The 24,195-nt window shown below is 67.2% G+C and carries 23 protein-coding genes; 19 read left to right on the top strand and 4 right to left on the bottom strand.

Going from position 1 to position 24,195, the window contains the following annotated elements:
- Window positions 1-5: 5 nt before the first annotated feature.
- The 9 genes from ACSQ3N_RS12835 to ACSQ3N_RS12875 all read left to right on the top strand — a co-directional run bounded on the left by ACSQ3N_RS12835 (window position 6) and on the right by ACSQ3N_RS12875 (window position 11,456).
- A complete protein-coding gene (locus ACSQ3N_RS12835) occupies window positions 6-557 on the top strand; it encodes a hypothetical protein (RefSeq protein ID WP_436146429.1) in 552 nt (183 codons plus the stop codon).
- Window positions 558-878: 321 nt separating this feature from the next.
- A complete protein-coding gene (locus tag ACSQ3N_RS12840; protein WP_436146430.1) occupies window positions 879-3,017 on the top strand; it encodes a TonB-dependent receptor domain-containing protein in 2,139 nt (712 codons plus the stop codon).
- An 873-nt stretch (window positions 3,018-3,890) separates the two neighbouring features.
- Entirely contained in the window at window positions 3,891-4,253 is a 363-nt protein-coding gene (locus ACSQ3N_RS12845) for a hypothetical protein (RefSeq protein WP_056412345.1), read from the top strand.
- 302 nt (window positions 4,254-4,555) lie between these two features.
- Complete coding sequence (locus ACSQ3N_RS12850; RefSeq protein WP_436126675.1) at window positions 4,556-5,059, top strand: sigma-70 family RNA polymerase sigma factor; 504 nt, start codon at window positions 4,556-4,558, stop codon at window positions 5,057-5,059.
- Window positions 5,046-6,068 (top strand): FecR family protein, encoded by a 1,023-nt coding sequence (locus ACSQ3N_RS12855; RefSeq protein ID WP_436126676.1) that lies wholly within the window; start codon window positions 5,046-5,048, stop codon window positions 6,066-6,068. Before ACSQ3N_RS12850 ends, ACSQ3N_RS12855 begins: the two co-directional genes overlap by 14 nt.
- A 97-nt stretch (window positions 6,069-6,165) precedes the next feature.
- Window positions 6,166-6,594 carry an STN domain-containing protein gene (locus ACSQ3N_RS12860; protein ID WP_436146431.1) on the top strand — a complete coding sequence of 143 codons (429 nt, stop codon included), beginning with the start codon at window positions 6,166-6,168 and terminating at the stop codon, window positions 6,592-6,594.
- Entirely contained in the window at window positions 6,591-8,621 is a 2,031-nt protein-coding gene (locus ACSQ3N_RS12865; protein WP_436147951.1) for a TonB-dependent siderophore receptor, read from the top strand. The genes ACSQ3N_RS12860 and ACSQ3N_RS12865 overlap by 4 nt, the downstream gene beginning before the upstream one ends.
- Window positions 8,622-8,635: 14 nt before the next feature.
- Window positions 8,636-9,877 carry a PepSY-associated TM helix domain-containing protein gene (locus ACSQ3N_RS12870; protein WP_436146432.1) on the top strand — a complete coding sequence of 414 codons (1,242 nt, stop codon included), beginning with the start codon at window positions 8,636-8,638 and terminating at the stop codon, window positions 9,875-9,877.
- A 154-nt stretch (window positions 9,878-10,031) separates the two neighbouring features.
- Window positions 10,032-11,456, top strand: a complete 1,425-nt coding sequence (locus ACSQ3N_RS12875; protein WP_436146433.1) for a hypothetical protein — start codon at window positions 10,032-10,034, stop codon at window positions 11,454-11,456.
- A 76-nt stretch (window positions 11,457-11,532) separates the two neighbouring features.
- Here ACSQ3N_RS12875 and ACSQ3N_RS12880 read toward each other — a convergent pair whose 3' ends face one another.
- Entirely contained in the window at window positions 11,533-11,868 is a 336-nt protein-coding gene (locus ACSQ3N_RS12880; RefSeq protein WP_436146434.1) for a GNAT family N-acetyltransferase, read from the bottom strand.
- Between ACSQ3N_RS12880 and ACSQ3N_RS12885 the strand changes: the two genes are divergently transcribed.
- From ACSQ3N_RS12885 to ACSQ3N_RS12910, 6 genes are all read left to right on the top strand, one after another.
- On the top strand, window positions 11,838-12,257 hold the full coding sequence (locus ACSQ3N_RS12885) for an MAPEG family protein (protein WP_436146435.1): 420 nt from the start codon (window positions 11,838-11,840) through the stop codon (window positions 12,255-12,257). The two genes, ACSQ3N_RS12880 and ACSQ3N_RS12885, sit on opposite strands and share 31 nt — an antisense overlap.
- A complete protein-coding gene (locus ACSQ3N_RS12890) occupies window positions 12,254-12,574 on the top strand; it encodes a hypothetical protein (protein ID WP_436146436.1) in 321 nt (106 codons plus the stop codon). The genes ACSQ3N_RS12885 and ACSQ3N_RS12890 overlap by 4 nt, the downstream gene beginning before the upstream one ends.
- A 145-nt stretch (window positions 12,575-12,719) precedes the next feature.
- Window positions 12,720-13,421: a response regulator transcription factor gene (locus tag ACSQ3N_RS12895; protein WP_056412063.1), complete on the top strand. Its 702-nt coding sequence runs from the start codon at window positions 12,720-12,722 to the stop codon at window positions 13,419-13,421.
- Window positions 13,418-14,905, top strand: coding sequence for a sensor histidine kinase (locus ACSQ3N_RS12900; RefSeq protein ID WP_436146437.1), 1,488 nt, complete (start codon window positions 13,418-13,420; stop codon window positions 14,903-14,905). Before ACSQ3N_RS12895 ends, ACSQ3N_RS12900 begins: the two co-directional genes overlap by 4 nt.
- A 13-nt stretch (window positions 14,906-14,918) precedes the next feature.
- Entirely contained in the window at window positions 14,919-16,025 is a 1,107-nt protein-coding gene (locus ACSQ3N_RS12905; protein ID WP_436146438.1) for an ABC transporter ATP-binding protein, read from the top strand.
- Window positions 16,026-16,056: 31 nt separating this feature from the next.
- Window positions 16,057-16,743, top strand: a complete 687-nt coding sequence (locus ACSQ3N_RS12910; RefSeq protein ID WP_436146439.1) for an HAD family hydrolase — start codon at window positions 16,057-16,059, stop codon at window positions 16,741-16,743.
- A 386-nt stretch (window positions 16,744-17,129) separates the two neighbouring features.
- Here ACSQ3N_RS12910 and ACSQ3N_RS12915 read toward each other — a convergent pair whose 3' ends face one another.
- Window positions 17,130-17,672 (bottom strand): DUF1697 domain-containing protein, encoded by a 543-nt coding sequence (locus ACSQ3N_RS12915; RefSeq protein ID WP_436146440.1) that lies wholly within the window; start codon window positions 17,670-17,672, stop codon window positions 17,130-17,132.
- 307 nt (window positions 17,673-17,979) lie between these two features.
- Between ACSQ3N_RS12915 and ACSQ3N_RS12920 the strand changes: the two genes are divergently transcribed.
- Window positions 17,980-18,936, top strand: coding sequence for an AEC family transporter (locus ACSQ3N_RS12920; RefSeq protein WP_056166555.1), 957 nt, complete (start codon window positions 17,980-17,982; stop codon window positions 18,934-18,936).
- A 66-nt stretch (window positions 18,937-19,002) separates the two neighbouring features.
- Here ACSQ3N_RS12920 and ACSQ3N_RS12925 read toward each other — a convergent pair whose 3' ends face one another.
- Window positions 19,003-19,563: a hypothetical protein gene (locus ACSQ3N_RS12925; RefSeq protein WP_056166268.1), complete on the bottom strand. Its 561-nt coding sequence runs from the start codon at window positions 19,561-19,563 to the stop codon at window positions 19,003-19,005.
- Window positions 19,564-19,823: 260 nt separating this feature from the next.
- Complete coding sequence (gene pdxH / locus ACSQ3N_RS12930) at window positions 19,824-20,465, bottom strand: pyridoxamine 5'-phosphate oxidase (protein ID WP_056166266.1); 642 nt, start codon at window positions 20,463-20,465, stop codon at window positions 19,824-19,826.
- A gap of 115 nt (window positions 20,466-20,580) precedes the next feature.
- On the opposite strand from pdxH, the gene ACSQ3N_RS12935 reads away from it, so the two are divergent.
- The 3 genes from ACSQ3N_RS12935 (at window position 20,581) to ACSQ3N_RS12945 (ending at window position 24,116) form a co-directional block, all read left to right on the top strand.
- A complete protein-coding gene (locus ACSQ3N_RS12935; RefSeq protein WP_056166258.1) occupies window positions 20,581-21,153 on the top strand; it encodes a TetR/AcrR family transcriptional regulator in 573 nt (190 codons plus the stop codon).
- A 189-nt stretch (window positions 21,154-21,342) separates the two neighbouring features.
- On the top strand, window positions 21,343-21,804 hold the full coding sequence (locus ACSQ3N_RS12940) for a (2Fe-2S)-binding protein (RefSeq protein ID WP_056166251.1): 462 nt from the start codon (window positions 21,343-21,345) through the stop codon (window positions 21,802-21,804).
- Window positions 21,805-21,827: 23 nt separating this feature from the next.
- On the top strand, window positions 21,828-24,116 hold the full coding sequence (locus ACSQ3N_RS12945) for a molybdopterin cofactor-binding domain-containing protein (protein ID WP_436146441.1): 2,289 nt from the start codon (window positions 21,828-21,830) through the stop codon (window positions 24,114-24,116).
- Window positions 24,117-24,195 lie beyond the last annotated feature (79 nt).

Genomic DNA, 24,195 nt, shown 5'->3' on the forward strand with positions numbered 1-24,195 from the left:
TTGTCGTGACTTTTCCATCCCGCCCACGCCGGCACCTGCCATCGCCTGCCCACCGCAGCGCGGGGCAGGGCGCGCCTTGGCACATGCCGGGCGGTGTGGGCGGGTGGGCGGGCCGCCTGCAGACCCAAGCCCTGGTGCGGCTGGCGCTGGCGTGGCTGCTGCTGGCCCTGGTGGTGGTGCCAACGCTGGGGCGGCTGCACCAGGTGGCGCACGGCGGCGCGCTGGATCGGGTGCATGCCGGGCGGGTGCTGGCGCACAGTGCAGCCCTGGCGTCTTCGCTGCCCGTGGCATCGGCAGCGACAGCCCCTGGCACGGCAAATGCCGCGCCGCTGCCCGCGGCGTCCCACAGCCACGGGCTCTGGTCGCTGTTCCTGGGGCAGCACGCGCCCGTGGATTGCCTTTTGCTCGACCAGCTTGCGCTGGGCGATGCCCTGCACAGTGCCACCCTGGCGCTGCCCGACGCGGTGCCTGCGCACGCACCGCCTGCCGACCATGCGCTGCGCACCGCCGCTTCGCACGTCGCGCTGTTCCAGGCGCGCGGCCCGCCTTCGGCTTGATAAGCACCACGCCCCTGGGCTCATTGGCGTCTGGCCCCGTCCAGTGCCTGCCTGAGCCTTGTCGCCTGACAGCACTGCACCGCACTTGATCGGATTGGATCGCCGTGCAGCCGTTGGCGCGGCCACGGGCCTGTCGTTCACTGCGGCGATCGGTGCTTTAGCCTCCCATTTACTCCTGATTTCATAGCTGCTGGCGCTTGACCATCAAGCGCTGGAGGCCATTTTTATTCATGGCTCTACGCCCCATGGCGTAAAGCCGCGCGCCGCACGCCTGGCCCTGCCATCGCGGTGCGCACCTGCCCGTTGCAAGCAAGCACCACCATGACACACACCTTCCTCGCCCCCCGTTTTGCCGCCCACCGCAGCCGCCCAGCCCTTCGTCCCGTGGCCTTCGCGGCCATGCTGGCGCTGTCGGGCACCGGCATCGCGCATGCGCAGGCCTCATCTGCTGCGGCCCCATCGGCGCCGGTGTCGGCCGATACCGCGCCCAGCCTGCCGTCCGTCACCGTGTCTGCCAGCGGCCTGCAACTGGGCGCCACGGAGATGACCACGCCTGCGACCGTCTTGGAAGGCGACGAGCTCGTGCGCCGCCGCGAGGCCACGCTGGGCGAGACGCTCAACAGCGAGCCCGGCATCACCAGCAGCCACTTCGGCGCGGGCGCCAGCCGCCCCATCATCCGCGGCATGGACGGCCCGCGCGTCAAGGTGCTGTCGGATGGGGCCGAGCTGCACGACGCCTCCACCATCAGCCCCGACCACGCCGTGGTGTCCGAGCCCTTGCTGGCCACGCAGATCGAAGTGCTGCGCGGCCCGTCGGCCCTGGTCTACGGCAACGGTGCGGTGGGCGGCGTGGTCAACGTGCTCGACGGCAAGATCCCCACCGCCGTGCCGGAGAAGGGCTACGAAGGCAGCGCCGAGCTGCGCGCCAACACCGGCGCGCGCGAAGGGGCAGGGGCCTTTTCGCTCACGGGTGGTACCGGCAACCTGGCCGTGCACGTGGAAGGCGTGTCGCGCGACGCCAGCGACTACCGCGTGGGCAAGGGCTGGGCGCCCAATGGCGAGCCCAGCCGCAAGGTGCTGGGCAGCTTCAACCGCACCGACACCGGCAGCGTCGGCCTGTCGTGGGTGGGCGACCGCGGCTACCTGGGCGCGGCCTACACCCGCCAGACTGCCAAGTACGGCCTGCCAGGGCACAACCACAGCTTCGAGGGGTGCCACACCCACGGCGACCACCTGCACTGCGGTGCCCATGCCGACGAAGGTGAGGAGGGCCACGACCATGACCATGGCGCGGAGGCCGGTGACGTGCCGGTGGTGGACCTGCGCAGCGAACGCTTCGACATCCGCGGTGAGCTGCGCAACCCCTTTGCCGGCTTCTCGGCGCTGCGCCTGCGCGCCGGCGTCACCGACTATGTGCACGACGAGGTCGAGGACGGCGCCATCAGCACCACCTTCAAGAACAAGGCCTACGACACCCGCATCGAGCTGCAGCACGAGCCCATCGCCGGCTTCAAGGGACTGATCGGCCTGCAGACCTCGCAGCGCAAGTTCAGCGCCGAGGGCGAAGAGGCGTATGTGGAGCCCACCATCACCCGCAAGCTCGGCTTCTTCGCGCTGGAGGAATACCGCCTGGGCGACTGGCGCTTCGAAGCCGCCCTGCGGCACGACCGCCAGACGGCCGAGGCGCAGACCAGCGGCATCGAGCGCAGCCACAACGGCACGTCCGCGTCGCTGGGTGCGGTGTGGAAGTTCACGCCTGGCTACCAGGTGGGCACCTCGTTCACCCGCGCCAGCCGGGCTCCGTCGGCCGAAGAGCTGTACGCCCAGGGCCTGCACATGGCCACCAGCACGTACGAGCGCGGCAACCCCGACCTGCGCTCCGAGATCTCGCAGAACATCGACGTCAGCCTGAAGAAGACCAGCGGCGACACCACCTTCGGCGTGAGCGTGTTCCGTAACCGCATCAGCAACTACATCTACGGCCGCACGCTGGACGAGGTCGATGGCCTGCAACTGCTGCAGTACAGCCAGGCCGACGCCACCTTCACCGGCATCGAAGGCCAGGTGCGCCAGCGCCTGAACCGCCACTTCGGCATCACCCTGTTCGGCGACACCGTGCGCGCGCGCCTGGCCGGCGGCGGCCTGCTGCCGCGCATCCCCGCCACCCGCGCCGGCCTGCGCCTGGACGGCAACTGGAACGCCTGGGAAGGCCAGGTCGAATGGGTGCAGGTGGCCCGCCAGGGTCGTGTGGCGGAGTTCGAAACCGCCACGCCCGGGTACGGCATGTTGAATGTGGGCGTGAGCTACAGCGGCCAGTTCAGCGGCGGCACACCGTGGCAGGCGTATGTGAAGGCGAACAACCTGACCGACCGCCTGGCGTATGCGCACACCTCGTTCATCAAGAACGCGGCGCCGCTGATGGGGCGCAACGTGACGGTGGGGGTGAAGGTGGCGTTTTGATGGACGGGCCCGGGCGCCATGCGGGTTGGCAGCCCGCGCCCGGGCCGTGTTGACCAGGAATGGACGGGAAGTCTCGCCAGTTCATTCCAATTGTTAACAAAATTCAATTGTTTGCAATAACTGGATACAAGTCATAAAATCCTCGGTGAAAACCCTGGTTTGAGACCCAGCACCTGATCAAAAACCGATCGTCCCCACGGCGTCCCGCGCCGGGCGATGGCGATCGGGCCACCCGGACACCCACCCGCGCCGCTGGCGAAGCTTCGTGGGTGTTTGTCCGCCGACATCCGGCACTGCCACATGGGGCGAGTGGATAGGTCCCCGTCCACCAACCCCGATGTCCAGATCAGCCACTTTCCCTCTTTATTACCGAGCCGACCGTCGATGCCCGTACCCGAAATTGCCGTCCTGGACCTGACTTCACGCATTGGCGGCTACGCGCTGGCCCAGCTCGGTGTGACCGGCACCACCGGCCACGGCGCCTGGGAAAAGATGCCACTGGGCGGTGTGGCGGGGTCTCCGGAGGTCAGCTGGTACCGGCCTGCCAACGTGCCGGATCTGTCCCAGCTGCCAGCCCAGCCCGACGCCGTGGCCATCCTGGTGGGCCCCGGCGCCTTCACCATGCTGCCGTCGGTGCTGGCGCTGCAGCCGCTGCTGGACGCGCGGGCGGTGTGGTTCTTCCTGCTGCCCAACGCCGTGATGGAAGACATGGAGATCGCCAAGTTCCTGCGCACCCACCCGCGTGCAGGGGTTCACAAATACCAGTTGCCCAACAGCGACCCGCAGACGCTGTGGTTCGTGCTGATGGAGCAGGTGGGCAAGGTCAAGACGGTCAATGATTATTTCAACGAAGAGAAAAAAGGCACAGACGGTATGAGTTCGAATCTGAAGAGTTCCATGGACGCAGCCATGACGATCGACGGCGCACTGGCCGTGGCGCTGGTGGACTACCGCAGCGGCATGTGCCTGGCGCAGGCCGGCAGCGGCATGAACCTGGACCTTGCCGCCGCGGGCAACACGCAGGTCGTGCAGGCCAAGCTCAAGACCATGGAATCCCTGGGCATCCGCCGCGGCATCGAAGACATCCTGATCACGCTGGCCGAGCAATACCACCTGATCCGCCTGATCCCCAACAACGAAGGCCTGTTCCTGTACCTGGTGCTGGACCGCAGCAAGGGCAACCTGGCCCTGGCCCGCTACCGGCTGACCGACCTGGAGCGGTCGCTGAAGGTTTGAGACAGCAGAGCAAGCGGCTGTCGTCCGCTCTTTCGACCTTGAATGCGGGTATCAGTCAAGAGCGGCGGCTGAGGTGACTGCGCAGACAGGCGCACTCTGGAAATTCTTGGCGGGGTGGTCGGCCTCATGCTCAAAGCGAGAAGGCCGGTTAAAAGGTTTGAGTAGCCGATGACCCTGGAGTATCTCCGGTGTACCCCAGGTCTGTGCCTCAGCACAGAGCGCCCTTCGGCACACGAAGCATTGCGATCTACAATAAGAACAATTCTTATTCTCAAACATCACTTCGCGCCTCCGAGGTCACCGTGTCCGCCAACGCCATCGGTATTCAAGATCAAATCCAGACGCTCTATGTGGATCACCATAGCTGGCTGCAGGGCTGGTTGCGCAAGAAACTGGGCTGTTCTCATGGCGCTGCGGATTTGACGCACGACACCTTCGTGCGGCTGATCACCTCCCGCGTACCAGCTCAACTGGATGAACCCCGTGCCTACCTGACAACCGTTGCACGCAACGTGCTGCTGAACCACCAGCGACGCCAGCGGCTGGAGCACGCATGGCTGGCCGAACTGGCCCTGGTTCCACCAGCACTCACGCCCTCCGTCGAAGACCGGGCCATCGCGCTGGAGACCCTCATGGCCATTGACGCGTTGCTGGACGGAGTGTCCGTCAAGGCGAGGAGGGCCTTTTTGCTGAGCCAACTTGACGGCATGACTTACGCCGAAATCGCGCTCGAAGTCGGCGTGTCCGTCAGCAGGGTGCGGCAGTACATGGCAGACGTTTTGAAGCGGTGCTATGCCGCGCTCTGATGCAGCCGACCTCCATCGGCCACCGAGCCAGGGTCTGGTTTCTGGGCTGAGCACCCCGGACGCCTCGGACCCGATCGCCGCGCAGGCCGTCACGTGGGCCGTGCAGTTGCGCTCGGGCGATGCAAGCGCTGCGGACCGTATGGCTTTCGACCACTGGCGGCATGCAGATCCCCGCCACGAAGCGGCTGCGGCGCACCTGGAGCGCGCACTCGGGACGATCGGGAACCTGCCTGCCGGGCTTGTGCCACGCCAGGCCATGCGTAAGAGCTTGCTCGCCAAGCCTGCAAGGCGCCAGGCGCTGCGCAACACCCTGGGTTTGGTCATTGCAGGGGCGGGCGGTGGCCTGCTGTGGTCTCATGGGCGCCGCCCCCTGTCGGCATTGGGTACAGACTTTTCGACTGGCACCGCAGAGCGCCGCGTCTACGCCCTGCAAGACGGCAGCCGCTTGTGGCTGAACGCCCGCAGCGTCGTGGACCATGTTTTCGATGGCACAAGCCGGCATTTGCACTTGCGGACCGGAGAGCTGATCGTCGAGGTTGCCCGGGACCCCCTCGGACGGCCTTTTGTTGTCCATACAGAGCAAGGGCATGCGCAGGCACTGGGTACCAGGTTTCTCGTGCGCCAGGATGCCGAAAGCAGCCTGGTCGCTGTGCTGCACTCCAGCGTGCATGTCTCATCCCTGGCGGGCATGTCCTTGACACTGCATGAAGGCGAGAGTGCCCGGCTTACTGCACACGGCGTCCAACCTGAAAAGCTGAGCCCCAGCGCTGCTGCTGCGTGGGAAGACGGCTTCATCGAGGTGCACGACCGCCCGTTGCAGGAGGTGGTGGATTCGCTGCGGCCCTACCACCCTGGCATGCTGCGCGTCTCGCCGCAGGCAGCACGGTTGCGCGTGACGGGCAGCTTTCCCCTGGAAGATGTCAACCGCACTCTCGATGCTCTTGTGCAGGCCTTGCCCATCACCATCCAGCGCCGCATGGGCTGGTGGGTGACCATTGACGTGACCTGATTCTTTTCCACGTCGCCCTGTCACTTTTCTACGGTCGGGGTTCATGGTTGGTGAGTACCTCACTTTTCAGCCATCTACATCCCTCCGGAGAAACTGCATGCATCCCTGGAAAAGCCTCGCCTCGCCCAAAAGGCCCCTGCACCCGTTGGCACTGGCTGCCTTGCTCGCGGCAAGCGCCGTGCCGGTGATGCCGGCAAGGGCCCAGCCGACGAGCGCAAACTCGGCAGCCGACACCGGCGCGCTAGCCAGCTACAACCTGCCGGCCGCCGCTCTGGACGCCACCCTCACAGGCATTGCGCGCAAGGCCGGCAAGGTCATCGCCATGAACCCCGCACTGGTCCAGGGTCTGCGCAGTGCGCCTGTGCAGGGCAGCCTTACCTTGGAACAAGCGTTCAGCCAGGCGCTGGCGGGGACCGGGCTGGAGGCCACACTCGGTGCCAACGGCAGCTATCTTTTGAGAAGAACACCTGCGGTCTCATCCAGATCCGACGAGGGGCCTTGGCGCAAAAGGGATTGCCCACTGTGACGGTCACGGCGCAAGCCGAGCAGGAGTCCCCGACCGGGCCCGTTGCCGGTTATGTCGCACAACGCAGTGCGACTGGGACCAAGACCGATACGCCCCTTATCGAGACGCCGCAATCCATCTCGGTGGTGACTGCCGAGCAGATGCAGGTGCAGAAGGCATACACGCTTCAGGATGCGCTGGGCTACACCGCAGGGGTGGCCACGCATGTGGTGAACTCCGACCCGCGCAGCGCAGACTCCATGCTGCTGCGGGGTTTCGAGGCGGTCCCTGAGTCCGGCAACTTCTACCGTGACGGCATGCGCTACATGGCCACGATCTTCGGCGGTAAGCAGGAACCCTATGGCCTGGAGCGCCTGGAGGTCGTCAAAGGCGCCTCATCCGTCCTGTACGGCACCGTTGCGCCGGGCGGCCTCGTGAACTCGGTGAGCAAACGCCCCACATTGACCCCGCTGCGCGAAGTGAATCTGGAGTACGGTAGCTTCAACCGCAAGCAGATCTCCGCCGACTTCGGGGGGCCCCTGGACGACAACGGAGTCTGGTCCTACCGGCTGACCGCCTTGGTGCGCGACAGCGACACACCAGTGGATTACACCCGTGACGACAAGACCTATATCGCGCCGGCGCTGACCTGGCGCCCTTCCAACGACACGTCGTTGACTTTGCTGGCGAACTACCAACGCATGCGCACCAGCAGTGCCGGTGCATTGCCAGCCGAAGGTACGCTGCTGCCCAACCCCCTGGGCAAGCTTCCCCGGGACCGTTTCCTGGGCGAGGCGGGCCGCAATGATTTCAACAACGACACGAGCAGCATCGGCTGGCAGTTCGACCACGCTTTCTCGGACAGCTTGAAGTTGCACCACGGTTTCCGGTACCTGAAGAACGACCTCTTCAACCAGTACGACCTGGGCTTCGAGCCCGCCGACCACCGCACACGCAACCGCCTGGGCTGGACCTTCGACGACCGTGCCACCGTGACGACCACCGACACCCACCTGGAAAACACGGTCACCACCGGCGCCGTCCGCCATACCATCCTCACCGGCTTCGACTACAGCCGCGACACTTACAACAGCGACCGCCGCCTCGAATCACTGGCGCCCATCGACATCTTCCAGCCGGTCTACGGCAAGCCCGCACAGTCGTTCATCCGCAACGAAAATCCCCGGCGCAAGAACGAGCGCTATGGCATCTATGTGCAGGACCAGATGAAGATCGCCGAGCGCTGGGTGGCCGTCATCGGCGGCCGCCAGGACTGGGTGCGCAGCCAGGAAAAGGACCTGAGCCAGGACCCTGTCGGCGACCGCCGCAAGGACGATGCCTTCACCGGCCGCGCCGGTGTGGTGTACCTCGCGGACAACGGCATCGCGCCGTATGCCAGTTTCAGCCAGTCGTTCGAGCCTGTGAGCGGGTCGGACCGTGGCGGCAGCCGCTTCAAGCCCACGACGGGAGAGCAGTACGAAATCGGGGTGCGCTACCAGCCCAAGGACGGCAATATCATGCTGAGCGCTGCCGTCTATGACTTGCGGCGCCAGAACATCACGACGCCCGACCCGGTGGACAGCAGCTTCTCCGTGCAGACCGGCGAAGTGCGCTCCCGCGGCTTCGAGCTGGAGGCCAAGGCTGCGCTCACACGCAATTTGAACCTGATCGCAGCCTACAGCTACACCGATGCTCGCGTCACCCAGAGCAACAGGCCAGCGGAGGTGGGTACGCGATTCCGTGCGCCGTTCGAACTACTGTCCCTGTGGGCGGACTACGGACTGGGCGAATGGAGCCTGCCAGGATGGAGCATCGGTGGCGGCGTGCGCCACACCTCCCACAACCCGGGCTCCTTCAACGGCGGCAAGGCAACCCCGGGCTTTACGCTGTTCGACCTGCGTGTCGCCTACGAGCACGGCCCGATGAGCTATGCCTTGAACATCAAGAACCTGGCGGACAAGACGTACATCTCGGGTGAGTGCTACTTCTACGGCTGCCGCTATGGAGACCCGCGCACCGTGACTGCCACGGTCAGCTACCGGTTCTGACGCACGCAGCCAGGATGCGCCCTGCGCTCGTGCGCCTGCACCGGTGGATCGGATTGGCCACCGCCCTGTTCCTGGGCGTGGCCGGCATCACCGGTAGCCTGCTGGCCTTCAAGGATGAGCTGGAGGGATTGATCAACCCCCGGCTTTTCATCGTCGCTGCCATCCCCAGCGCCGCGATGATCGACCCGCTGGCGCTGCGCGATCAGGTGCAGGCCCACTTTCCGCAAGCACGGGTCGACCAAGTGCCTTTCCCGCGCCCTGGCGCGTCGGCACGGTTTTTCTTGTGGCCCCGACCGGAGGCTGCCGAGGCCAGTCTGCCCGAGCTGAAGGTGGATGAGGTGTTCTTCGACCCCTATACCGGCGCGTACCTGGGCGGCCGCAAATGGGGCCAACTCCTTGATGGCGGCGTCTGGCGGCGCGAGAACATCGTGCCCTTCATCTGGCGCTTGCACGAGGCGCTGGCACTGCCCCATCCTTGGGGCAAGCTGTTCATGGGCGTGGTCGCGCTCCTGTGGACGCTCGACTGCTTCGTAGGCGTTGCGCTGACCTTGCCCAGTCGGTCGCCTTTCTTCGCACGGTGGAAGCCCGCCTGGACCCTGAAGCCCGGCGCCTCCACCTTCCGACGCATCTTCGACCTTCATCGCGCCTTCGGTCTCTGGTGCTGGCTGCTGCTGCTCGTCTTTGCGTGGTCGAGCGTGATGCTCAACCTGAGGACCGCGGTGTACCAGCCGCTGATGTCCCAGGTCTTACGGTTTGAAGACACCGAGCTCCGCCCGCTGGCCCAACCCGACTACCACCCGCGATTGTCCTGGCGCGAGGCGCACACCATCGGCCAGGCTTTGCTGCAAGGCGAGGCTGCACGGCGCGGCTTTCAGATCCACGCGCAAGACAGCCTCTGGTACCGGCCCGCACTGGGTGCGTACCTCTATCGGTCCCACACCGCACGCGACATCCGCTCGCACGGCGCGGCATCGGATGTCTGGATCGACGCAGACACGGGCAAGATGATCGCGATCCACCTGGAGCGCGACGCTGCCATGGGCAACCTCGTCTCCGAATGGCTGCGCGCGCTTCACACGGGGCGGGTTTTCGATCCCGTCTATCGCGTCATCGTCGCCGCGCTGGGCGTCGGCGTGGCGATACTGTCTGCCACCGGTGTGTGGATATGGTGGAAGAAGAGGGCTGCGCGGACAAAAGCGCAAGTTGCAACACAGCTCAATGCGCCTGGTGCCGAAGAACTATCCAAACAGCGGTGATGGTCGTCCTTTGGGAATGCGGCATCAACTACTTGCGATCGGCCTGACACAGCTATTCGTTCACCACGGCTAACTGCTAAAGAGCCAGTTCGAGCCATGTCGGTTGGCCGTTCACTAAGCACTACACTACTTTTCCCCCAGCGCCCAGCACGCCATGACTGCCTACACCTGCCACTGGATCGAAACGGCCCCCCAGCGCAAGAACAGCGCGCCGTTGCTCATCCAGCTCACGCTCCATCCCAACGGCTATGACGGACAAGCGTATTGGAAGCGGCAGGAGGCGCGCACGTCGGCCGAGCGTTTCAAGATGGTGGAAGACCTCGCCTTTCCCGCAGACGGCGGACCGCAGGCGGTGCTGCAGCGGTTCATCGCCCTGCGCGCCACGTTGGCGGACGCCGGTTTTCAGGAGGTAGTGGCACCGGGAACGGTGTACGGGCCTGCAAGCATTGCCGGCCACCGGCCCAAGACCAGCGACGAGTGCCTGATGGAACTGGCAGCGCTGCACACCGAATGCGGCGATAACAATATTGCTCTGGAACTGCTGCAGCAATGCCGGGACAGCGAGGGTGCGTGGTTCTGGCATACGGCAGCGCAGCGTGCGCATGCCAATCGCGCACGCGCGAACCCGGGCCCGGGTGCCGATGACGACTGGGCCGCTGCGCTGAACCACTGCGTTGCCATCATCACCAGTGCCGAGGAACAAAACACCGGCCCGTTTTACATGCACACCGGCAGCAGCAGCTATTACTTCGGCGACAGCTATGGGGGCGCACCGGCGCAACTCGCCGCTGCCGCGCAGACGATGACCGAGTACGCTCTGTGCATTGCCAACGAGCCCGAGCAGGCACTGCAGGCCATTGCCTTGGCCGACAGCACCAGCAGTGGCACAACCCCGATACAGCAGTTTCGTGTGACAGCTCTGCTCCAGCTGGGACGCACCGCCGAGGCTCACGCGTGCCACCGCAAATGGAGCTTGCGCATGCCTGAGGTGCTGGGCGACCCCGTCTACCAGAACTACATCCAGCGCGAGACCGCGAAGGCGAACGACGCGGAGCGCCAACGCATCAGTGCACTGCGATTCGAATATGCCCAAGGAGAGGGCGCCACAGCGGCAGAGCTCGATCTGCTGCGCGAGCACTTTCCTGCCGTCGTGCAAAGCACTGCGTGCGCCGCATACCTGCACTGGATCAGCGCCCCCGACCAATCGCACCAACTGACGGTGGTGGATGGCGAGTACCGCCAGTCCTACCAGCTGTTCAGCATCCCGCAGGCGGTGGAGAAGCACGCAGAAATCATGGATTGGCTCGGCCTGCACGACGACAGCTCGCCCGAGTTGGCCGCCGAGATCCGGCAGGCCATCGCCGACGACGGGATCGACCCTCTGAGTATGCTGCCCATCGTGGGCGACGAGAACTCGAGCGACTGCTTCTTGCTGCGCACCGCGGGGCCGGACGTCGGTGCCGTGTACTTCTGGTCGCACGAAGAATCTGCCCTTTTCAATCCCATCGTGGCAGGCGCAGAGCAGTTGTTCGCGTGGCTGCGCGCACAGGCAGAGTCGGGGTACACGTTTTCTTTGTGACCAACGTGGCTGGTCGATGTCCATGACGCTGAGGCGCCGTGACTGCGCTGCAGCAGGACGTCTCTTCGCCAGTGACCTATGAACCTTCACCTCGCTGCTGTGCAGACACCAGAACCGACCGCGATGCAACCTGCCCGTAGGCATACTTGGCATAGAGGCCATACGACATGACCTCGGGACCGGGCGCAAGGCAGGCCTGGCGGGTGCCCAGCGCACGCGCCTTGTCCTCCAGCGCGCGCATGATGGCATGGCACAGGGCCCGACGCCTGTGTTCAGGCACGCAAAATACGTCAGAGATCAACGCACAATCCGGGTTGCCAGGCCAGGCGCCCGTCCATATCCATCCACGTCCACCCGTTGCCTGCCCGGCGCCAGTCCACCATGCCCAACATACTGCTCTACCCCATGGCATTGCACGTCGCACTGGCCGCTCTCCTGTATGCCCTGCTCACTGCAGTGCGCGCCCCCACAGTGTGGGGTATCGGCCGCAATCCCGATGGCTCCAACCCGTGGGCGGCCATGGAGCGGCGGGTGAGCGCCAATTTGTCCAACCAGTTCGAATGGCCGCTGTTCTTCTACGTGGTGTGCCTGCTGCTGTGGCAACTGCAGGCCGTGGATACCGTGCAGGTCGCGCTGGCCTGGACATTCATCGCAGGCCGCGTGGCGCACAGCCTGGTGCAGGTGTTCACGTCCAATGTGCGGTTGCGTGGCGTCGTTTTCATGGTCAATTTTCTGGCCGTGCTGGGCATGTGGGGCTGGCTGGTCGTGGGGCAGTGGGGATGGGCGGGGCGGGTGGGATGACTCACACCGAGCTTCACGAACTGTTGGCGGGCCACTTCGGGCTGGTGCCCGAGCCCATCGACAAAGGCGTATCGCGCACGTACTTCATCCGCGAGGTGCAGTGGCATCCGCAGCGCAGCACCCGGGTGCTGCGCGTGCTGGCGGGCACTGCGGCGCAGGCTGCGCGCATCCAGCTGTGTGCCTCGTCAGACAACAACAACACCGTGCTGATCACGGCGCCGTTCAGTGCCGAGCGCTTGCGCGGGCTGCTGGCGCAGGAAGTCGCTCTGGTCGAGGCGCGGCTCGCCACCGCGGGCGCGGCAGGGTCGTTGCGGTGAGCCAGGCAGGGACAGCCAGCGCGTCGCCTGTCACGACAGCAGGCCTGCCGTCGCACTGCATCCACCCGCTTTCGACTTGCTTTCACCCACCCTTGGTGAAAGCACAATGGCAGCCCCTGTGCGCACGCGGCATGATCCCCTGCTTATGAAACTCCTCCTGGTCGAAGACGATTTTGATCTGGCCGGCGCCCTGAGCCGCAGCCTGGCGGCGCGCGGCTTCGAGGTGCTGTGCTGTGCGGACGGCAAGGAGGCGCTGGCGGCCGCCCGCCGCACCGTGTTCGACGTGATCACGCTCGATTTGTCGCTGCCCGGGCTGGACGGCCTGGAGGTGCTGCGCCGCTTGCGCGACGGCGGCAGCACCACGCCCGTGCTGGCGCTCACGGCCCGCGCGGCGGTGACGGACCGGATCGCGGGGCTGGAGGCGGGCGCCGACGACTACCTGGCCAAGCCGTTCGACCTGGACGAGCTGGTGGCGCGCCTGCGGGCGCTGACGCGGCGGGTGGGGCGCGACGGGCAGTTGCGCTGCGGCACGCTGTACCGCGAGCCCGGCAGCGGAGTCTTCTACAACGACGCACTGCCGCTGGATTTGTCGCAGCGCGAGGCCGAGCTGCTGCGGCTGCTGATGTCCCGCGTGGACCGGGTGGTGAGCAAGGAAGAGCTGCGCACACAGGTGTTTGCCGACACGGGCGAGCAGCAGGTGCAGGCCGACGCGGTGGAGGTGGTCGTGCACCGCCTGCGCAAGAAGCTGGTGGGCACCAATGCCGAGATCGTGACCCTGCGCGGCGTGGGCTACCTGCTGTGCGACGGCGACAGCATGGCCGCGCAAAAGGGCGGGGCGCCCCGGTGACGCCCAGGCGGCGTCGGTGGGGTGCGTGGCACGGGCCGCGGCGCTGGCAGCCGCGCGGCGGCTCGCTGCTGCGGCTGCTGGTGGTGTGGCCGCTGGCGGCGCTGTGGGGCCTGGTGGCGCTGTTCACTGGCGCACATGCGGTGCAGCAGATGCGCACCAATGCCGACTGGCAGGACAACACCCTGCGCGTGGCCCTGCTGGCCTGGCCGGCGGGGCAAGGCACCGACAACGACAATGACAACGACGCCGATACCGGTGCGCCAGCCTACGCCACGCCATCCGTCCGGCCGCAGTGGTTGCGCGAGACCCGGCTGGGCGGCGAGCGCCTGGCGGGCAGCGCGGCGGTGCCGCCCTTGCTGTCGGTGCACGAACTCGGCGCGCCCGGGCAGGTGCACTTCTACCTGGCGGAGATCGACGGCCAACTGGCCCGCGTGGGCGCCACGCTGTACCAGCCCGCAGGGGTTGCCGCCGGCGGCGAGCCCGTCGTGCGGCAGGTGGCGCGCCGCTGGAACGAGCGCCTGCCCACCGTGGGGCAGATGCTGGACAACCCGGTCTTGCGCGCCGTCTACGCCCTGGCGCTGGCGATGAGTGCCGTGTCGGTGGCGCTGGCGCATGTGGCATCCGCCTGGCTGCGCCGCGCGGATGCGTCGCTGGAGCGGCCGGCGGGCGCGGCCGTGGCGCCGTACGAAGGGCCGTCGGAACTGGCGCCTGCCGTGGTGCACCTGCGCACGCTGCAGGCGGGGCAGAGCCGCTGGATCGACGAGCAGCGGCGCTTTCTGGCCGACGCCACGCACCAGCTGCGCACCCCCATGGCGGTGCTGCGCACGCAGCTGCAGTCGGCCATCCATGGCGACGTGTTGCCGGCCGACGCCTTGCAGCAGATGCTGCACACGGTGGACAGGGCCTCGGGCCTGGCCAACCAGTTGCTCAGCCTGAGCAAGGTGGAGCAGCTCAAGCGCATGGGCGAGCTGCCCTGCGTGGACCTGAACGCCGTGGCGCGCGAGGCGGTGATGGAGCTGGCACCGCTGATCGCCGCCAAACGCCTGGACTTTGCGCTGGAGGGGCCTGACCTCTCAGTGCCCGGTGACGCCGCCTTGCTGGGCGAGCTGATGCGCAACCTGCTGGCCAACGCCATTCACCACACACCGGCGCACGGCCGGCTGGGCGTGCTGCTGCGCGACAGCACCGGCTGGCGCGAAATGCTGGTGTGGGACGAAGGCCCCGGCATCGAGGACGGGGTGCGCCAGCGCCTGTTCCAGCCGTTTTCTGCGGGCAAGGGCGGCGTGGGCCTGGGCCTGTCGATCTGCAAGCAGATCGCCGAGTCGATGGGCGCCGAGGTCACCCTGTTCAACCGGCAGGACGCGGGGCGGGTGGTGGGCGTGGATGCACTCGTGACCTGGGGGCCGTCGGCCGCGCCGGGGGACACGGGCGCCACGCTGGCCCCGGGCGGCCTGCCCGCAGCGCCAGGCGCCGCGCCTGCCTGAGGAAACCACCGCTATGACCCTGTCTTCATTCCCACCGCCCCTGGCGTCCCACGGCATCGAGTTCCAGGGCGTGTGCAAGCGCTTTGGCCCCGCCGACCGCGACCCGTTGGTGGTGGACCACATCAGCTTTGCCGTGCCCCGGGGCACGCTCACCACCATCCTCGGGCCGTCGGGCTGCGGCAAGACCACCACGCTGCGCATGATCGCCGGGCTGGAGTCGCCCACGGCCGGGCGCATTTTCATCGACGGCCACGACGTGACCACCCTGGGCCCGGCCCAGCGCAATGTGAGCCTGGTGTTCCAGAGCTATGCGCTGTTTCCGCACATGAACGTGATCGACAACGTGTGCTATGGCCTGCGCATGTCGGGCCTGGGCAAGGCCCAGGTGCGCGAGAAGGCGCGCGCCATGCTGGACACCGTGGGCCTGCACGGGCTGGACCAGCGCCGGCCCGCGGAGCTGTCGGGCGGCCAGCAGCAGCGGGTGGCGCTGGCCCGGGCGCTGGCGCTGGAGCCGGCGGTGCTGCTGTTCGACGAGCCGCTGTCCAACCTGGACGCCCGCCTGCGCCGCGCGATGCGCGAAGAGATCCGCACGCTGCAGCAGCGGCTGTCGCTCACCGTGGCGTACGTGACGCACGACCAGAGCGAGGCCCTGGCGGTCAGCGACCAGATCATCGTGATGAACAGGGGCGCCATCGCCCAGCGCGGCGCGCCCAGCGAGCTGTACGAGCAGCCCGCGTCGGAGTTCGTGGCCGGCTTCATGGGCGAGGCCATGCTGTTCGAGGGCACCAACCAAGCCAGCCAGCGAAGCCATGCGGATGGCGGCGCCCCGGGCCATGCCGACCTGGGCCCGCTGCGCGTGCCGTCTCCGCCCTCGCTGCCGTCCGGCCCCGTGAAGATCGCCGTGCGGCCCGAGGCCTGGATCATCGGCCCGGCCACCACGGCGGGCCTGGCCGCCCGGCTGACCAAGCGCACCTACCTGGGCAGCATCATGGAATACACGTTTGCCAGCGCGCTGGGCGAGATCTTCGTCGTCTCGCCCCTGGTCAAGGCACCGCTGGATGTGGGCGCGCCGGTGAGCCTGACGCTGGCGGACCACGGCGTGTCCGTGGTGGCTGGCTAGACCCGGATGAACTGCAACAACGAACCCCGCAATGACTGAGCCCATCCCCCTCGTGCCCGCCCACCGCAAGCCCTGCACCGTGGCGATTTTTGATCTGGACAACTGCCTGCTGGACGCCCGCGCCATGGGCACGCTGTTCGAGTCGGCCTTCGTGGCCATCCGTCAGGCCAACCAGGGCACCCTGTCGCCCGAGGTGCTCGAAGAAGCCATTGGCGAGTGCTGGTACACGGCCTTCGACCTGGTGGCCGAGCGCTTCGGCTTCAGCGCCGCGATGCGCGACGCGGGCTGGCAGGAGTTTTGCCGCATGGAGATGCGCCCGCCGCTGTCGGGCTACGCCGACATCGGCCAGTTGCCCGGCTTGCCGGTGCGCAAGTACCTGGTGACCAGCGGGTTTCGGCGGCTGCAGCAGAGCAAGATCGACGCGCTGGGCATTGCGCCGTGGTTCGAGCGCGTGGTGATCGACGCCATCGACGAGCCCGGGCCGCACGGCAAGGGCCGCATCTTTGCGGACATCCTGGCCCAGGAAGGGTGTGCACCCCGGCAGGTGCTGGTGGTGGGCGACAACCCGCTGTCCGAGCTGGGCGCGGGGCGCGCGCTGGGCATGGTGACGGTGCAGACCGTGCGGCCCGGCGTCAGCCCCTGGGACGGGGCCGACCACCAGGTCATGGGCCTGGAAGGGGTGGCGCTGCTGCTGTCGGCGGCGCCAACCGCGCAGTAACGGCTGGGCGCTGCGGGACGGGCCGCGCTGGCCGCAGCGTCAGCAGCGTCAGCAGATGGCCGAGAGCGAGTCCACGATGTGCTGCTGGCGCCGGGTCAGCGCCGCGTAGCCTTCGCGGATCAGCCGCTTCACGGCCGCGTGGATCTCAAGTTCTGTGTACAGCATGGAGCCCTCCGGATGTCGTGGTGTAGCCCGGCTCCACTGCCCCTCACCAACGGGGGCAGGGAAGGGCGCCCTGTGCGCGCTGGCCTGTGGTGCTGCCGGTACGGCCACCCAGAGGTGGGCCCCCGGCAAGCGCCCAGTCAGCCCCGCCAGCTTGCCAGTCTGCGCGCTGGGCAAACGGCCAAGGAGACAGGCAAACCCCGGGCAGTTCGTTCCACGGGCAGTCACGCATGGCGCTCCAGCAGCCGGCACAGCGTGCCCCAGGTGCGGGTGGTGGCGGGCAGGCCGAAGAGCTTTTCGGCCCACACGTTCGGGCTGCCCATCGTCAGGCCGTGCGCGTGGCTCACCGACAGCAACGCGGTGTCGGTGTACAGCAGCACCTGCACATCGCCGCGGGCGTTGCTCTGCGGCAAACCTGGCACCACCTGCGCGTCGTCGTGCAGAAAGGTCACGTAGAAGTCGTACACGGGCGGGCTCTTGCTCAGGCCGGTAAACGGGTCGCGGGAGCGCAGGGACAGCAGGCCGGGCATGTCGCGCAGAAAGACGGGCTCGTCGAACCCGCGCTCGTGCACCAGCATCGCCTGCACCGCCCGCAGGACCTGGCGTGCGGGCCGCACACCGCGTGCGGTGAAGGCCACCGTGCCGTTGGTCTGGAACGATGCGGCCTCGCCCGCGCCGGCCCGCGTGAAGATGCTCTCGAGTTCAGCGCGCGACGGCGCGGCGCCGTGGCCCAGGTTGAGGTTGCGAAAGAAGGCGGCGAACTTCATGTCGATGCACGCTGTGGCGGATGCTGGCTGGCACTATAGGGCGCTCCAAAGCGTGTTGCACCTGTGGCGCCGGCCCCTTCAGCGGGCGGCGCATGCTGGCCTGTGGGTGGATGCATGCCCGGGTGAATGCCAAAAACTGAAGAAAAATGGCACCCACCGCTTGATGGGATTGCGGGAGCAGCTATTCAATTCATAGCAAAGGCTGTGGTGCACCTGCGGCAGAGGCCACAATACCGGCCGCGGCCACCATAGGCCGCGCTGTCGTCCACCCCTTTGCCGGCCGCCCCAGCGCGCCGTGCCGCCCACCGTGAACTCGCCCGTCGTCACCTCGCTGCTCCCCGTCATCCTGTTCATCGTCATCGGCTTCTACACGGGGCGGCGCGGGTGGATACGGGCCGAGGCCGTGAAAGACCTGGCCAACCTCGTGTTCATGGTGCTCACCCCTGCGCTGCTGTTTCGCACCATGAGCTCGGTGCATGTGCAGGACCTGGACTTCGGCCCCATCGCCATCTACTTCGCGGCGGCGATGCTCGTCTTTGGCGTGACCATGGCGGTGCTGGGCTTCTCCAGCCTGGCGGCGGCGCGCGCGCTGGCCAACACCTTCAGCAACACCATCATGATCGGCGTGCCGCTGGTAAGCCTGGTGTTTGGCGAGGCCGGGCTGGTGACGCTGTTCACCCTGATCTCGGTGCACGCGCTCATCCTGCTGACCGCCGCCACCGTGGTGTTCGAGCTGGCCTCTGCGCGCGAGCATGCGGGCCGCGCCGGGGGCACGCAGCAGGCCATGTGGCGCACCGTGCTGCAGGCGGTGCGCAACGGCATCGTGCACCCGGTGCCGCTGCCCATCATCGCGGGCCTGCTGTTTGCGCAGACGGGCCTCGCCATCCCGGCCGTGGTGGACAAGCCCATGCTGCTGCTGGGCCAGGCGCTCGGGCCCATCTCGCTGCTGCTGGTGGGGGTGACGCTGGCGTTCACCAAGGTGGGCCACCATTTCAAGGCGGCCCTGCGCATCGCGGTGGTCAAGTGCGTGGTGCACCCGCTGGTGCTGGTGGCGCTGGCCTGGGCACTGGGCCTGTCGGGCATGCCGCTGGCGGTGATGATCGTGGCAGCGTCGCTGCCGGTGGGGGCCAACGTGTTCCTGTTCGCACAGCGCTACCAGGTGGCCGAGGACGAGGTGACTGCCAGCGTGGCGGTGTCCACGGCGCTGGCGCTCATCACCATGCCGGTGGTGATCCTCGGGGTGACGAAGTTCTTCGCCGTGTAAGGCGCGGCCGGCGCAATGGCTACCTGTAGGCAGCAAGGCAAACCGGCCGGGCCGGTGCGTTGCGCCTTACCGGGCCGCGTAGGGCAGCGACGAGTGGTGCACCACGATGCGCAGCTGGCCCGCATCGTCCTTGGCGAAGCTCCAGGTCTTGTCCACCGTGGTCACCGTGCCGTCGGGCCCGGTGAAGCGCACGTTGCCCATGGTCATGGCCACGTCGCCAGAGATGTAGACCGCAGCATTGTCGACATCGCACTTCTTCCAGCCCTTGAGCGCAAAGCCGGTGTCGTTGGGGTAGCTGGGGTTGCCGCCCACAAAGTACGCCAGCGCACCGGCGCGGTCGGTGCGGAAGGTCTGCGGCGCCACGGTGAGCGTGGGCTTGAACAGTACGGCGCCGAACTGGTAGCCGTAGGCGCTGTCGATCACCTTGGCCGCGAGCGCAGTGGCGGCAGCGACGCCGTCGCGCTGGTGGACGGCACTGATGTCGAGCAGCGCCTTGCACCAGTTCTGCTGCGCGGTCAGCACTTCGGCCTCATTGATCGCGTGGTTGACCACGGGTGTCTTGGCGTGGGCTTGCAAAGAAGCGGCGGTGACGAGGAAAGCGGCCAGTGCCAGGCGGTTGATTTTCATGGAAGTTCAATGGTTGTGAGTTGTTGACGCCGACTGCGAAGTCAGCGGTTCCCATTGAACCGGGCAGGGGTGGACAGAACGTGATGCGCCCATGAACCGCGACGAAGCGGGACATGAACGGAAGATGAACAGGGCCCCCACCGCCCTTGGGCTCCCGTGCGCTCCTGTGTGCTCCTGTGTGCTCCTGTGTGCTCCTGTGTGCTCCTGTGTGCTCCTGTGTGCGCCCTTGGCGCGCCCCGGGTGGGGCGGCCAGGCCTCGCTCAGGGTGCGAGGCGCTCCCGCACCCACTCGCCCTGGTCCAGGCGGTAGCGCAGGCGGTCGTGCAGGCGGCTCTTGCGGCCCTGCCAGAACTCCCATTGCTCGGGCTTGAGGCGGTAGCCGCCCCAGTGCGGCGGGCGCGGCGGCTTGAGCAGGAACTGCGCGCCGTACTTGGCCGCATTGGCCACCAGCACGCTGCGGCCTGCGATCACCTGGCTCTGCGGGCTGGCCCAGGCGCCGATGCGGGAGTCGAGCGGGCGGCTGTGAAAATACGCGTCGCTTTCCTCGTCGCTCACTTTCTCCACCGTGCCTTCGATGCGCACCACGCGCTCGAGCTCCACCCAATGGAACTGCAGCGCGGCGAACGGGTTGCCGCCGATCTGGCGGCCCTTGCGGCTGTCGTAGTTGGTGAACCAGACGATGCCGCGCTCGTCGTAGCCCTTGATGAGCACGATGCGGGTGCTGGGGCGCAGGTCGCTGCCCACGGTGGCCAGCGTCATGGCGTTGGGCTCGGGGATCTCGGCCTTGATGGCCTCTTGCAGCCACTGGTCGAACTGCTGCAGCGGCGCGGCGTGCGAGGCGTCTTCGTTGAGTTCTGCGCGCTCGTAGCTCTTGCGCAGGTCGGCGATGGAGTGCGTGGTCATGGCAGCGATTGTGCATCGCCCGTACCATCACGCCTTGCGCTACGGCAGGCGTTTGCGCCGGGCTCGGCACCCGCTGGTTGTGGCCGAATGATTATTCGCTTATAGTCGCCCCGCCATGAAACCCAAGGACGATGAGAAACAGCGCGCCATTGCGCAGGCCACCTTCGACCTGGTGGCCCGCACGGGCCTGAGCGGCCTGACCATGGCCGAGATCGCGCGGGCGGCGGGCATTGCCACCAGCACGCTCTACGTGTACCACCCGTCCAAGGACGAACTCATCAGCCAGCTCTACCAGGACGCCAAGACCGTGACGGCCACGCGCCTCATGGAGGGCGTGCTGCCCGACATGCCCTACCGCGCCCGCGTGCGCCGCAGCTGGTGCAACCTGCTGCGCCACCGGCTGGACCAGTATGCCGAGGTGGTGTTCCAGGAGCAGTACTACAACTCGCCCTGGTTCACCGACGGCAACCGCGAATTCTCCACGCGGCTGATGGCCGGTTTTTTTGCGCTGATGGCCGAAGGGCAGCAGCAAGAGATCCTCAAGGCCGTGCCGGTGCCGCTGCTCACGGCCAGCTTTGTCGGCTCGGTGCGCGAGACGGCCAGTCTGATCCGATCGAAGACGCTGCCCGACGACGACGCCGTGCACCAGATGGCGTTTGGCCTGTGCTGGGATGCGCTCAAGGCATGAAGGCCCTGGCCGCCCGTGAATGCAATGCGCGACACCGCCCCGCCAGCCTGACCGCCAGCACAAACTCAGAATTTCGGATTTAATCGAATAAACATTCTCTTAAAAAAACGAGAAAACCAAGCGGCGATACAGCCGCACCTGATTGCGCCGTCTTTTGCAGGCGCTGACCTTCACCCCTGGAGTCCCACGATGCCCACCCTGAACATCAATGGCAAAGACACGCCCGTCGACGCCGACGAATCCACCCCCATCCTCTGGGCCCTGCGCGACACGCTGGGCATGACCGGCACCAAGTTCGGCTGCGGCCAAGCCTTGTGCGGTGCGTGCACGGTGCACCTGAACGGCGCGCCGATCCGCTCGTGCATCACGCCGATCTCGGCGGCGGCGGGGCAGAAGATCACCACCATCGAGGCCGTCACGGAGAGCGACAAGGTGGGCAAGGCCGTGCACGCGGCCTGGGTCAAGCACGACGTGGCCCAGTGCGGCTACTGCCAGAGCGGCCAGATCATGAGCGCCACCGCACTGCTCAAGGGCAAGAAGAAACCGAGCGACGCCGACATCGACTCCGCCATGGCCGGCAACGTATGCCGCTGCGGAACCTATGTGCGCATCCGCGCCGCCATCCACGACGCCGCCAAGACGCTGGCCTGACCCAAGCACCGAAGGAGAACACCATGCATTTCGACCCTCAAGTGGTAGAGGCAGCGCGCAGCAGCATGCCCAAGAACCTTCTGGCGCTCATGGACAGGGCGCAAGGCGCTACTGATTCAGGAGCAGACGACGCCATCGACGGTGCCGGCGGCTTTGCACGCCGCACCTTCCTCAAAGTCACCGCAGCCTCTGGGTTTGCGCTGGGCGCGTTCCCGCTGGCGGCCGCCGCGCAGGGTGCGGCCGCTGCGGCACCCGCCGGTCTCAAGCCTTTCGAGCAGCCCTCGGCCTTTGTGCGCATCGACGCCGATGGCACCGTCACCGTCACCATCAACCGCCTGGACTTCGGCCAGGGCGTGCAGACCGGCCTGCCCATGATCCTGGCCGAAGAGCTGGACGCGGACTGGTCCAAGGTGCGCAGCGTGCATGGAGACGCCAACCCCGCCTATGTGGACCCGGCTTTCGGCATGCATATCACCGGCGGCTCCGGCTCCATCAAGAACTCGTACACCCAGTACCGCGAACTGGGCGCGCGCACCCGGGCCATGCTGGTCGGCGCCGCTGCCGCGCAGTGGGGTGTGGACGCATCGGCACTGCGCACCAGCAACGGCTTTGTGGTCGGCCCCGGCGGCAAGAAGCTGGGCTACGGCGCGCTGGCCGAGGCCGCGATGAAGCAGCCCGTGCCCGAGAAAGTGGTGCTCAAGGACCCCAAGCAGTTCCGCCTGATCGGCAAGCCCACGGGCCGGCTCGACGCCAAGGCCAAGTCGAGCGGCCGGCAGGACTACGGCATCGACGTGCGCCTGCCCGGCATGCTCACCGCCGTGGTGGCGCGCCCACCGGTGTTCGGCGCCAAGCTCAAGACGCTGGACGACTCGGCGGCCAAGGCCGTCAAGGGCGTCAAAGCCGTGCTGCGCGTGCCCACCGACCGGGGCGGCGAAGGCGTGGCGGTGGTGGCTGACGGCTACTGGGCCGCCAAGCAGGGGCGCGATGCCCTGAAGGCTGAATGGGACAACAGCGGCGTAAAGCCCACCGACTCCGCGCAGCAACTGGCGCAGTACCGCGAGCTGGCCGCCAAGCCCGGCCTGGTCGCCATGCAGGCAGACACGGGGCCGCTGGCCAGCGCACCGCACAAGATCAACGCCGAGTTCGTCTTTCCGTACCTGGCGCACGCGCCCATGGAGCCGCTGAACTGCACCGTCAAGCTCGACGGCGACAAGGCCGAACTCTGGATGGGCACGCAGATGCCGGGCCTGGACGCCATGGCCGCTGCCAAGACGCTGGGCCTTGAGCCGCAGAACGTCAAGGTCCACACCCAGATGGCCGGTGGCGGCTTCGGCCGCCGCGCCATCCCCACCAGCGACTACGTGGTGGAAGCCTGCGGCGTGGCCAAGGCCGCGCGCACGGCGGGCATCACCGCCCCGGTGCGCACGCTGTGGAGCCGCGAGGACGACATCAAGGGCGGCTACTACCGCCCCATGCACGTGCACCGCGCCGAGATCGGCTTCGACGCGCAGGGCAAGATCCTGGCGTGGGACCACACCATCGTCGGGCAGTCCATCACCAAGGGCTCACCGTTCGAGGCCTTCATGGTCAAGAACGGCATCGACGCCACCGCCATCGAGGGCATGAAAGAGCCCTACAACGTGCCCATGAAGCTGTCGGTGCACCACCCCGAGGTGAACGTGCCCGTGCTGTGGTGGCGCAGCGTGGGCTCCACCCACACCGCCTACGCGATGGAGACACTGATCGACGAAGTGGCCCGCACCACCCAGCAAGACCCGGTGGCCTACCGCCTGGCGCTGATGGGCGACAAGCACCCGCGCCACAAGGCGGCGCTGCAGCTGGCCGTGGCGCAGTCGGGCTACGGCAAGAGGAAGCTCGCGGCGGGCCGCGCCTGGGGCGTGGCGGTGCACGAGTCGTTCCAGTCGGTCGTGGCCTATGTGGTCGAGGCGTCGGTCAAAGACGGTACGCCCAAGCTGCACAGCGTGACGGCCGGCGTGCACTGCAACCTGGTGGTGAATCCGAAAAGCGTGGAAGCGCAGGTGCAGGGCGGGGCGCTGATGGGCCTGTCGATGTGCCTGCCGGGCGCGGCCATCACCCTCAAGGATGGCGTGGTGGAGCAGAGCAACTTCGGCGACTTCGCCGTGCCGCGCATCACCGACATGCCCCAGGTGGCCGTGCACATCTTGCCCAGTGCCGAGCCGCCCACGGGCATGGGCGAGCCAGGCCTGCCACCGCTGGCGCCGGCGTTCGCCAACGCGGTAGCGCGGTTGACCGGGAAGACACCGAGGGCCTTGCCGTTTCAGTTGGCGTGAGAGGGCCCAAGCGCCGGGCCGGGAGCGAATAGGCGGCCGAGTCTTTCGGGCGTCAGGTGGCCGCGCGCCCGGCGCGCCA

This window comes from Acidovorax sp. LjRoot194 (assembly GCF_964253015.1).
Lineage (GTDB): Bacteria > Pseudomonadota > Gammaproteobacteria > Burkholderiales > Burkholderiaceae_C > Acidovorax.